10 protein-coding genes are annotated in these 10,719 nt (G+C 59.8%); 8 read left to right on the top strand and 2 right to left on the bottom strand.

All coding sequences use genetic code 11. From position 1 onward, the window contains the following. Positions 1-282 precede the first annotated feature (282 nt). Together KX729_RS34130 and KX729_RS32920 are read left to right on the top strand one after the other, a co-directional pair. Positions 283-573 (top strand): hypothetical protein, encoded by a 291-nt coding sequence (locus tag KX729_RS34130; protein ID WP_246618050.1) that lies wholly within the window; start codon positions 283-285, stop codon positions 571-573. 55 nt (positions 574-628) lie between these two features. Next, complete coding sequence (locus KX729_RS32920) at positions 629-892, top strand: type VI immunity family protein (protein ID WP_219746638.1); 264 nt, start codon at positions 629-631, stop codon at positions 890-892. 53 nt (positions 893-945) lie between these two features. On the opposite strand, the gene KX729_RS32915 is transcribed toward KX729_RS32920, so the two are convergent. Beyond that, positions 946-1,644 carry a GntR family transcriptional regulator gene (locus KX729_RS32915; RefSeq protein WP_219746637.1) on the bottom strand — a complete coding sequence of 233 codons (699 nt, stop codon included), beginning with the start codon at positions 1,642-1,644 and terminating at the stop codon, positions 946-948. Positions 1,645-1,817: 173 nt separating this feature from the next. Here KX729_RS32915 and KX729_RS32910 point away from each other — a divergent pair, with 173 nt between their 5' ends. From KX729_RS32910 to KX729_RS32885, 6 genes are all read left to right on the top strand, one after another. Then, complete coding sequence (locus tag KX729_RS32910) at positions 1,818-3,752, top strand: ABC transporter substrate-binding protein (RefSeq protein ID WP_219746636.1); 1,935 nt, start codon at positions 1,818-1,820, stop codon at positions 3,750-3,752. Between the two features lie 213 nt (positions 3,753-3,965). Beyond that, positions 3,966-4,952 carry an ABC transporter permease gene (locus KX729_RS32905; protein ID WP_219746635.1) on the top strand — a complete coding sequence of 329 codons (987 nt, stop codon included), beginning with the start codon at positions 3,966-3,968 and terminating at the stop codon, positions 4,950-4,952. After that, positions 4,949-6,103 (top strand): ABC transporter permease, encoded by a 1,155-nt coding sequence (locus KX729_RS32900; protein ID WP_219746634.1) that lies wholly within the window; start codon positions 4,949-4,951, stop codon positions 6,101-6,103. Before KX729_RS32905 ends, KX729_RS32900 begins: the two co-directional genes overlap by 4 nt. Then, a complete protein-coding gene (locus KX729_RS32895; RefSeq protein ID WP_219746633.1) occupies positions 6,100-7,809 on the top strand; it encodes an ABC transporter ATP-binding protein in 1,710 nt (569 codons plus the stop codon). Before KX729_RS32900 ends, KX729_RS32895 begins: the two co-directional genes overlap by 4 nt. Positions 7,810-7,812: 3 nt before the next feature. Further along, positions 7,813-9,021 carry a D-mannonate dehydratase ManD gene (gene manD, locus KX729_RS32890; RefSeq protein ID WP_219746632.1) on the top strand — a complete coding sequence of 403 codons (1,209 nt, stop codon included), beginning with the start codon at positions 7,813-7,815 and terminating at the stop codon, positions 9,019-9,021. A gap of 14 nt (positions 9,022-9,035) precedes the next feature. Continuing rightward, complete coding sequence (locus KX729_RS32885; protein ID WP_219746631.1) at positions 9,036-10,190, top strand: mandelate racemase/muconate lactonizing enzyme family protein; 1,155 nt, start codon at positions 9,036-9,038, stop codon at positions 10,188-10,190. A 340-nt stretch (positions 10,191-10,530) separates the two neighbouring features. Here the strand turns inward: KX729_RS32885 and KX729_RS32880 are convergent. Further along, positions 10,531-10,719, bottom strand: a 189-nt coding sequence (locus KX729_RS32880) for a hypothetical protein (protein ID WP_219746630.1), incomplete at its 5' end; no start/stop codon positions are given.

Genomic DNA, 10,719 nt, shown 5'->3' with positions numbered 1-10,719 from the left:
GGCTCCGTCGAAGTCCGACCGTAATGAAAGCGCTGAACCCATCGCAAACCTCCTGTTTGCGCCATCGATTCAGATTCGTCCGGCTTTGGGAACCCCAAGAGTCAGCATCAGTGACAACTGGTATTAGGGGGACGGGAAGTTCGTTACAAAACGACGGCTCCCACGTCTTACAATGATAGGTTTTGGCGCCACCCTTGTTCTAATCCTTCATCCCTTTTAATGACGGACGGAATCTATGGATCAGACGTTTGAACGGCAAAACGCCGGGGAGGCGTCCCTAGCATGGTCCAGATTTCAGAAGTGACGGCCACGAAGACGCCGAGGTTGATCGCGAATTTCTACCCGATGCTGCGCGTCATGATCACTTCAGGAAGGCGTGAGGCCATGAGAAATCTTGCCAGCTTGTTTTTATTTATCGCTTCATGCGGTGGCTGGATCAATCACATCTACGTCTGCTTTACGGAGAAGACTTGGGGCTTCCTGCTTCTCGGCGCCCTGTTTTTTCCTCTTGGAATTAATCATGGGATTGGCGTCTGGCTTTTGGGCTTATGGGACATATTGTCCCGAAACTGAGTTTAGGACGGGCCTCTTCCATAAGCACGATGAGAATTTGCGAGGATATGCCAATATGGGAATGGCGATCCTGAGGACGCGACCGATTGTCAAAGCCGAAGCACAGAGAAGAAGAGTCGAGATTGGAGCGGTTATTCAGGCAGGAGACAGGCCACAGCTTGGCGATGTCAACCATGGTCTGGTTCTCGACGATTATCGTCGTGTCGCGGAAGTTCTAAACCCGGTCCGCTTTGAGGCCTACCGTCGCGGTTTGTTCGTGTTACCGGCTCCTTATGACCAAATTGATGAAACGCTGGCTTGGATCCGGCGTTTCGATTGATCAATTGTGAAGCTGCTCGCTATACCTCGAGTAGCTGACGTTCCAATATCCCGTCACACAGCATGCCTGCCGAGCCGCATCCGCTCGATGATGTGGCGGCCGGAGCCTTCCACGTGGCGGCCGATGGCGCGCGCCGCCCCTTCGGCATCCTGTGCCTTGATGCAGGCGATCAGTTCGCGGTGTTCGTCGAGCACGTTCGACTGGCGGCTGAGCGAGGTCGGGAAGCCGCGGCTGATCGCCCAGAGAATGTGGCGGTGCCGCACCCAAAGATCGACCGCGTGGCGGTTGTAGTGCCGGTCGTACATCAGCCTGTGGAACTGCAGGTCGAGATTGGAATGTTTCATCTCGTCGCCGAAATTCAGCGCCTCGATCTCCGCCTGCAGGCGTTCCAGCTCGTCGATATCGGCCTGAGTCGCGATGCCGACGAACCAGCGGGTGAGCGCCGGCTCGATCAGCACTTCGATCTCGCAGATGTCGCGCACGAATTCCTCATCGATCGGCCGCACGCGAGCGCCGCGGTTCGGCGTCATGATCACGAAACCTTCGCCGCGCAGCTGTTGCAGCGCTTCGCGCACCGGATTGGTCGAAGTGCCCATGCGGCTGGCAAGTTCCGCCACCTTTAACCGTTCATTGGCTTTCACACGGCCGTGGATGATGTCGTCGCGCAGGCGCTCGTAGATCGAGGAACCGGTGTCCTCGACCAAATCGTCCCGGTCGGCAGCCATTTGCCGGATGCTGGTGATCGTGCTCATTGATTTGGCTTTTAATGCACTTGTCCCCGCTTTGCCAAGTGCAAAACATTTTCATTTGTACATCGATATTGACAAAGAATGTACGATCTGAAAGTTTTCGTGCAACACGAAGGTCGCGAAGACCTGCGATTGGGAGGATCCCGGCTCGACGCCGGTACAGAGGAGGAGAGAATATGGGTTACCAGCAGAAGCTGCGTGGCCTCGTCCTGTCGACGGGGCTTTTGACGACCGCGCTCATGGGCACGATGGCCTGGGCGGCGGATTACAAGCAGGCACCGATGCTTGACGCACAGGTGAAGGACGGCAAGATTCCCGCCGTCGAACAGCGCCTTCCGGAAAAGCCTTATGTCGAAACCATGATCGACGGCGTCGGCAAATACGGCGGCACGCTGCGCACGACGATCCTTGCCAATGGCGACCAGTACAACCTCACCCGCACGATCGCCAATGAATTGCTTGTTCGCTGGGATCCACAGTGGAAGAAGGTCGTGCCGTCGCTGGCCGAAGAATTCAAGGCGTCCGATGATGCAACCACCTACACGTTCAAGCTCCGCAAGGGCCTGAAGTGGAGCGATGGCCAGCCGTTCAATGCCGACGACATCATGTTCTGGTACGAAGACGTGTTCATGAACGCCGCACTTTCGCCGGCCAAGAACCCGACCTTCACGGTGGCCGGCAAGCCAGTCAAGGTGACCAAAATCGACGACCTGACGGTCGAGTTCAAGTTCGAGTCGCCCTACGGCCTGTTCATCCAGCAGCTCGCCTATGGCCAGGGCCATCTGCCGGTCATCTATCCGAAGCATTACCTCCAGCAGTTCCACGAGAAGTACAACAAGGACGGCATTCCGGCGCTGCTGAAGGCCAATCCGGCCGCCGGCGACTGGGTGGCGCTGTTCAACTCGAAGATCTCGCTGACCTTCCAGCCACAGTTCTGGCAGAATCTCCAGCTGCCGACGATGAACCCGTGGATTCTGACTACGGCCTATGCCGACAGCGACCGCGTCGTGGCGACCCGCAACCCGTATTACTGGAAGGTCGATACAGCCGGGAACCAGCTCCCCTATATCGACGGCATCACCTGGGCCAAGCTCGACGACCCGCAGCTGATGGCGCTGAAGATGACCTCCGGCGAGTTCGACTTCGCCTTCCGCCACATCAACAATGCAACGTTCAAGTCGGTGCTGTTCGATGGCCAGAAGACCGGCAATTACAAGTTCGTCGACGTGAAGGACCTGCCGGCCAACGACGCCGTTATTCTGCTGAACCTCAACTCCACCGATCCGGTGAAGAAAAAGATCTTCCAAAACAAGGACTTCCGCATCGGCCTGAGCCAGGCGATCAACCGCCAGGAAATCATCGATCTGGTCTGGGTCGGTCAGGGCGCCCCGGCACAGGTGGCGCTGCAGCCGGAACACGAGTTGTTCAACGAGCGCGAAGCCACGCAATATACCAAGTATGACCCGAAGGCTGCGGCGGCCGTGCTCGACACGGTCCTGCCGAAGAAGGACGCGGAAGGTTTCCGTCTCGACGAGACCGGCAAGCGTTTCACCATCAACTTCATGGTGGCGGATGTCTTCGGCCTGTCCTACCCGGACGTGATGCAGATGGTGCAGAAATACGCCAAGGATGTCGGCATCGATATCCAGCTGCGCACCACCGACCGGGCCCGCCTGAACACGATGTGGTCGGCCAACGAGCAGGACGCCTATATCTGGAACTGCGTCGGCGGCCTCTCGGAAGTCTATACCGATCCGCGCTGCTACATGCCGTTCCAGAAGGCCGACATCTTCTTCGCCATGAAGTGGAGCGAGTGGTATTCCAACCACGCGACCGGCGAAGAACCTCCTCAGGCGATCAAGGACCTGATGGCCGCCTATGACAAGGTCAACGCCGCCGTCACCGACGACGACCGTCGCCAGAAGATGAAGGATTTCCTCAATCTCTCGGCCGACAACTTCCTGAACATCGGTATCTCGCGCCCCATGCCGAAATACATGATGACCTCGACCAACCTGAAGAACGTCGTGAACGGTATTCCGATCACCGGCAACCTCTGGCACCCGGCTCCGACGCTGACCCAGTGGTATTTCGACAAGCCTACGAAATAAGTCTCCTCCCGAGACTGGATGGGGGGCGGTCGAGAATGACGCCTGCCCCTCATCGGCCTACCGGCACCTTCTCCCCCGTAATGACGGGAGAAGGAGAGATGCCGCACTCTCTGAAGTCCCCTCTCCCCGCGTGCGGGGAGAGGGCTAGGGTGAGGGGCCATTCGCTTACGCGCCGCCGCCCGACCTTTCCGGCTTAAACCGAACGGCAAGAAAATGCTCCGTTACATCATCAAGCGGCTGGTGTTTGCGATACCGACTTTGTTTGCGGTTTCCATCATCGCCTTCATCATTATCCAGCTGCCGCCGGGCGACTATCTGACCACTCTGCTGGCCGACTGGGCGAGCCAGGGCGGCGCGGTGGAAGCCGGCACGGTCGCGGCCATGCGCGAGCGCTACGGCCTCGATCAGCCCATGTATTTCCAATATTACAAATGGATGTGGGGCATTCTCACCCAGGGCGATTTCGGCATTTCGTTCGAACTCGGCAAGCCGGTAACGGAACTGATCTGGAACCGCCTCGGTTTCTCGCTACTGTTGTCGCTGCTGACACTCTGCTTCGTCTGGGCTGTCGCCATTCCGATCGGTATCCTGTCGGCGGTTCGGCAATATTCGATCTCCGATTACGGCGCGACCTTCCTCGCCTTCTTCTTCCTGGCCGTGCCGGATTTCCTGATGGCGCTGTCGGCCATGTACGTGATGTCGGCCTGGTTCGGTCAAAGTGTCGGCGGCCTGTTTTCGCCGGATTATATCGACGCCGGCTGGAGTTTTGGAAAGCTGATCGATTTCGCCAAGCATGTCTGGCTGCCGGTCATCGTCATCGGGCTAGGCTCGCTTGCGGCACTCGTCCGCATCATGCGCGCCAACCTGCTCGATGAACTCTCCAAACCCTATGTCACTACGGCGCGCGCCAAGGGCATGTCGGAATTCGAGCTTTTGATCCGCTATCCGGTGCGGCTGGCGCTCAATCCGCTGATCTCGACGCTCGGCTGGATCCTGCCGGCGGTCATTTCGGGCGAGATCATCGTCTCGGTCGTCATGAGCCTGCCGACCACGGGACCGCTGCTTCTGCGCGCCCTGCTGGCACAGGACATGTATCTCGCCGGTTCGCTCATCCTGCTGATTTCGGTCCTGACCATTATCGGCACGCTGATTTCGGACATCCTGCTCGCTCTCACCGACCCGCGGATCCGGTTCCAATGACAGACATCACCAATCTTCCGCCGGATACCGGCCCGTCGCTCGACCTGCGCAACAAGGACATTGCCGTCGCCGGCCAGTGGCGCCTGTTCTGGCTCAAGTTCAAGAAGCATAAGATCGCGCTCGTCTCGCTCGTCGTGATCATCTTCATGTATCTCGTCGCGGCATTCGCGGATTTCATCGCGCCCTTGGACCCGAACGCAACGAATGCGCGCTTCACCTATGCGCCGCCGCAGATGCTGTCGCTGTTTCATGACGGCTCGTTCCAGCCCAACGTCAAGCAGCTGAAGATGACGCTGAACACCGAGTCCATGCGCCGCGAATTCCAGCCGGACCCGGCCAAGCCGATCCCGGTCGGTTTCTTCGTCAAGGCGGCGCAGCCCTATGACCTGCTCGGCTTCATTCCCATGCAGACCAAGCTGTTCGGCCTCACCAATCCGCAGATCGGCGACAGTCTCTATATTTTCGGTGCCGACCGTCTCGGCCGTGATATCTTCAGCCGCGTCGTTCACGGCGCGAAGATCTCGCTCTCCATCGGCCTTGTCGGCGTGTTCATGAGCCTCATCCTCGGGGTGACGATCGGCGGCATTTCCGGCTTCTTCGGCGGCTGGCTCGATCTCGGCATCCAGCGTGGCATCGAACTCCTGCGCTCTATCCCGACCATCCCGCTGTGGATGGGCCTTGCCGCCGCGATCCCGGTCGGCTGGCCGCCGCTCCGGACCTATTTCATCATCACCCTGATCGTCTCGCTGATCGGCTGGACCAGTCTGGCACGTGAAGTGCGCGGCAAGTTCCTGTCGCTCAGAAGCGAGGATTTCGTCATTGCCGCGCGGCTCGACGGGATGAGCGAGATCGGCATCATCTTCAACCATCTCGTGCCGTCCTTCATGAGCCATATCATCGCGACGCTGACGCTCGCCATCCCGTCGATGATCCTTGCCGAGACGGCGCTGTCCTTCCTCGGCATCGGGTTGCAGCCGCCGATCATTTCCTGGGGCGTGCTTTTGCAGGAGGCGCAGAACATCCGCGCGGTCGCGCAGGCGCCATGGCTGCTGTTCACGCCGGCCGCCGCGATCGTCATCTCGGTCCTGTCCCTCAACTTCCTCGGCGACGGCCTCCGCGATGCCGCAGACCCATACGAGTCCGTGTCATGAGCAATAACGATACCATTCTCAAGGTCGAGAACCTCAAGACCTATTTCCCGACCCGCATCGGCATCTTCAAGGCGGTGGACGGCGTCTCCTTCGAACTGAAGCGTGGCAAGACGCTCTGCGTCGTCGGCGAGAGCGGTTCCGGCAAATCGGTGACCGCCCGCTCCATCCTGCAGATCGTCGACCGGCCCGGCCGCATCGAGGACGGTTTGATCGAACTGACCCGCGCCGATGGCTCGGTGACCGATCTCGCCAAGCTCGACCCGCGCGGAAAAGACATCCGTTCGGTGCGCGGCAAGGAGATCGCCATGATCTTCCAGGAGCCGATGAGTTCGCTGTCGCCGGTGCATCGCATCGGCACGCAGATCGGCGAGGCGCTGCGCATCCATTTCGGTATCCGTGGACAGGCCCAGCGGGCGCGCGTTCTGGAGCTGCTCAAGCAGGTGGAAATCCCGCGTCCCGAAACGGCGATCGATCGCTACACATTCGAGTTTTCCGGCGGCATGCGCCAGCGCGTGATGATCGCCATGGCTCTCGCCTGCAATCCGCAGGTGCTGATTGCCGACGAACCGACGACCGCGCTCGACGTCACGACGCAGGCGGAAATCCTCGACCTGATCAAGAGGCTTCAGCAGAGCCACGGCATGTCGGTCCTGTTCATCACCCACGACATGGGCGTGGTGGCAGAGATCGCCGACGAAGTGATCGTCATGTATCGCGGCAAGGTGATGGAGCGCGGGCCGGTCGAACAGATTTTCCACGCGCCGCAGGACGATTATACCCGCCGGCTGATCGGCTCCGTCGTCAAGCTGGAGAAGAAGGCTGAGGTCCGCCTGACCCGGCCGGAAATTCCGGCGGAGGCGGCGCCTTTGCTTGACGTGAAGAACCTCTCGCTGACTTTCGCTTCCGGCCTGAAGGCGGTGGACGACGTTTCGCTGATCGTCCGCCCTGGCGAAACACTCGGCATCGTCGGCGAAAGCGGCTCCGGCAAAACCACCATGGGCCGCTGCCTGTTGCGCATTTACGATCCGCAGGCGGGCGCGATTGCCTATCGCCGCCCGGATGGCAGCACGGTCGATCTGCGCACCGCCGACAAGGGCACCTTGAAGGAAGTTCGCCGCGAAGTGCGGATGATCTTCCAGGACCCGGTCGGCTCGCTCAGCCCCCGCAAGACGGTCGGCCAGATCATCGCCGAGCCGCTGAAGCTTGCCGGCGTGAGCGGCAGCGAACTGGAGCACCGCGTTGCAGAACTGATGCGGCAGGTCGGCCTCGATCCCGCCTGGCGGGAGCGGTATCCGCACGCATTCTCCGGCGGTCAGCGTCAGCGCATCGGTATTGCCCGCGCCATTGCCGTCAAGCCGCGGCTGATCATTGCCGACGAGGCGACGTCGGCACTCGACGTATCGCTGCGTTCGCAGATGCTCGACCTGATGATGAGCCTGCAGGACCAGCTCGGCCTGTCCTACGTGTTCATCTCTCACGACATGTCGGTGATCCGCTACATGTGCGACCGCGTCGCGGTCATGTATAGCGGCAAGATCGTCGAGACGGGCGAGACCGATCAGGTCGTCAACAACCCGCAGCACGATTACACGCGCGCGCTGCTCTCGGCCATTCCGCATCCCGACCCGCGCGACCGGCGCATCCACAAGCGCTTCCGCTACGACCCCACGCTTAAGCCCTCGGGCACAGTTTCAGCCAACGGATAAGTCATGAAAATTACCGACGTCAAAATCATTGTCTGCTCGCCGGGACGCAATTTCGTCACCGTCAAAATCTTCACCGACGAAGGCCTAACGGGTGTGGGCGACGCGACGCTGAACGGCCGCGAAAAGGCGGTCGTCGCCTATCTGCAGGATCATCTGGCGCCGCTGCTGATTGGTCGCGATCCCTCCCGTATCGAGGATATCTGGCAGTATTTCTACAAGGGGGCCTACTGGCGTCGCGGCCCGGTGACCATGGCGGCAATCGCCGGCATCGACACTGCACTGTGGGACATCAAGGCCAAGGCCGCCAACATGCCGCTCTACCAGCTGCTCGGCGGCGCCAGCCGCGAGAAGGTGTTGTGCTATACGCATGCGCAGGGCACCGATATCGCCGAGGCCGTCGAAGCGGTCGGCAAGCGGATCGAGCAGGGCTACAAGGCGATCCGCGTTCAGGTCGGCATTCCGGGCCTGCCGGATGTCTATGGCACCGGCAAGAAGTCGGTCACCAACAATGCATCCGACGACGCCTTCCCGCATGAAGAAGTCTGGTCGACCTCGAAATACATGCGGCATGTGCCGAAACTGTTCGAAGCGGTTCGCGAAGCCTACGGGCCGGATATCGAACTCCTTCACGACACACACCATCGCCTGACGCCGATCGAAGCGGCGCGCCTCGGCAAGGATCTCGAATTCGCCCGGCTGTTCTGGCTGGAGGATACGGTGGCCGCCGAACATCAGGAAGGTTTCCGCCTGATCCGCAAGCACACCACGACGCCGCTTGCCGTCGGCGAGGTGTTCAACACGATCTGGGACGCGCGCCTGCTGATCGAGGAACAGCTGATCGATTATATCCGCACCACGACGGTGCATGCGGGCGGCATCACCGCACTCCGTCGCATCATGGATTTCGCCAGCGTCTATAACGTTCGAACCGCCTGCCACGGGGCGATGGACATGTCGCCGATCTGCCTCGGCGCCAACCTGCATCTCGACCTCTGGGTCCCGAATTTCGGCATTCAGGAATATTCCGGCTATCTGCCGGAAATCCTCGAAGTCTTCCCTAGCGCCTGGAGCCTCAACGATGGTTACCTGCATCCGGGTGAGGCGATCGGCCACGGAGTCGATATCGATGAAAAGCTTGCGGAAAAATATCCATACCAGCGCGCCTATCTGCCGGTGAACCGTCTCGAAGACGGCACTCTTTGGCATTGGTAATTTCGGGGGAAGAGATGAAGATCACTGCGATCAAGAGCTACGCCGTCAAGGTCGGCATCCGCAACCAGCTGCTGGTGAAGGTCGAGACCGACGAGGGCATTCTCGGCTGGGGCGAAAGCGGGCTTTCCGGCCGCGAAAAGGCGGTTGTCGGCGCGCTGGAGCATTATGCGGAGTTCCTACGCGGCCGTGATCCGTTCAAGATCGGCGCGCTATGGCAGGAAATGTACCGCAGCCAGTATTTCGAGGGCGGCCGGGTATTGCAGGCGGCGATCTCGGCAATCGATATCGCGCTCTACGACATCAAGGGCAAGGCGCTCGGCGTGCCGGTCTACGAACTGCTCGGCGGCAAGCAGCGCGATCGTATCCCGACCTTCGCCACCACATTTGCCGAACCCGGCCCGGCCATGGTCGAGCAGGCGCAGATGCTGGTCGAGCATGGCTGGACGGCCATGCGCCTCTCGCCCTCCGGCCACGAGCACAAGGAGATCTACGAGCCGCGCGAGCATATCGCCACCACCGCCAAATGGTGCGTGAAAACCCGCGAGACGCTGGGCGACGATGTGGTGCTGGGCATCGATTACCACCACCGGCTTTCGGTGGCGGAAGCCGCGAGCTTCTGCCAGAAAATGCCGAAGGGCACGCTCGATTTCATCGAGGAACCGATCCGCGACGAGTCGCCAGGTGCTTATGAAGCGTTGCGGCGGATGACGGACATCCCCTTCGCAATCGGCGAGGAATTCGCTTCGAAATGGCAGTTCCAGCCCTATATCGAACGCGACATTCACCAGTTCAACCGCCTCGACGTCTGCAATGTCGGCGGCCTGACGGAGAGCATGAAGGTCGCGGGCTGGAGCGAAACGCATTACGTCGACATGATGCCGCATAATCCGCTCGGCCCGGTCTGCACCGCTGCGACGGTGCATTTCTCGGCAGCGGTGCCGAATTTCTCTTGGCTCGAAACCCGCAACAGCCCGGCGGAAACCCATCTCGGCTTCGATAATTCGGAGTTCTTCCCGGTTCAGCCGCGGCTGGAGGGGGCCTACTATCCGGTGTCGAATGCTCCGGGTCTCGGGGTGGAGGTCAATGAGGAACTGATCGCCAAGCAGAGTTTCGAGTTCTGGGAGGCGCCGCACCTGCGGCGGCGAGACGGCTCGTATACAAACTGGTAAAGCGTTCGATGAAGCGATCCCTTGCAAGCTGGCTTGCACAGGGATCACGAGATCTCCGCTAAACATGTTACCGTATCGAGAGTTCGCGCCAAAATTGGCAGTATCCGGCGTCGTGAGGAGCCGCAAAGTGATAGTCGTTACCTATCTGCTTGCAATCGGGATTATGCTTCTGTCTTCAACATGCCTTCTGGACGAACCGAAGCAGTACCTCGTTGCGGAAGAGGCTACTTCGTACGGGCGGGGCCCATAAAGCAGTGGTTTTGGGTGCGCCTGGGGGTGGTTAACGGACGATAAAACGGCGTGTTGGGCTGGAATATCCGAAAATAGTCTTCCATTTCAATCACTTATCTAATTTTTTCAGTTTTATGAATCTTCGTTGTTGACGTTGTGTGGAGTGGCCCTTATAACCCGCTTCACAGAACGAGGGCGGCGGCGCTGCAGGCGACGACTTCTTTTGTTCTGGAAAAATCGCTAAAAGTTGGCTGAGATGCTGCTGGGACCGGATTACGGTTTGGTCTCGAAGGTAACT

The organism is Neorhizobium populisoli (genome assembly GCF_019430945.1).
Classification (GTDB): Bacteria; Pseudomonadota; Alphaproteobacteria; order Rhizobiales; family Rhizobiaceae; genus Neorhizobium; species Neorhizobium populisoli.
This window is presented reverse-complemented; position numbering and strand designations above follow the sequence as displayed.

What these genes read in the sequence shown, in the direction of transcription:
- KX729_RS34130 (WP_246618050.1), top strand. Translation starts at nt 283, where the DNA reads ATGGTCCAGATTTCAGAAGTGACGGCCACGAAGACGCCGAGGTTGATC.
- KX729_RS32920 (WP_219746638.1), top strand. Translation starts at nt 629, where the DNA reads ATGGGAATGGCGATCCTGAGGACGCGACCGATTGTCAAAGCCGAAGCA.
- KX729_RS32915 (WP_219746637.1), bottom strand. Translation starts at nt 1,644, where the DNA reads ATGAGCACGATCACCAGCATCCGGCAAATGGCTGCCGACCGGGACGAT.
- KX729_RS32910 (WP_219746636.1), top strand. Translation starts at nt 1,818, where the DNA reads ATGGGTTACCAGCAGAAGCTGCGTGGCCTCGTCCTGTCGACGGGGCTT.
- KX729_RS32905 (WP_219746635.1), top strand. Translation starts at nt 3,966, where the DNA reads ATGCTCCGTTACATCATCAAGCGGCTGGTGTTTGCGATACCGACTTTG.
- KX729_RS32900 (WP_219746634.1), top strand. Translation starts at nt 4,949, where the DNA reads ATGACAGACATCACCAATCTTCCGCCGGATACCGGCCCGTCGCTCGAC.
- KX729_RS32895 (WP_219746633.1), top strand. Translation starts at nt 6,100, where the DNA reads ATGAGCAATAACGATACCATTCTCAAGGTCGAGAACCTCAAGACCTAT.
- manD (WP_219746632.1), top strand. Translation starts at nt 7,813, where the DNA reads ATGAAAATTACCGACGTCAAAATCATTGTCTGCTCGCCGGGACGCAAT.
- KX729_RS32885 (WP_219746631.1), top strand. Translation starts at nt 9,036, where the DNA reads ATGAAGATCACTGCGATCAAGAGCTACGCCGTCAAGGTCGGCATCCGC.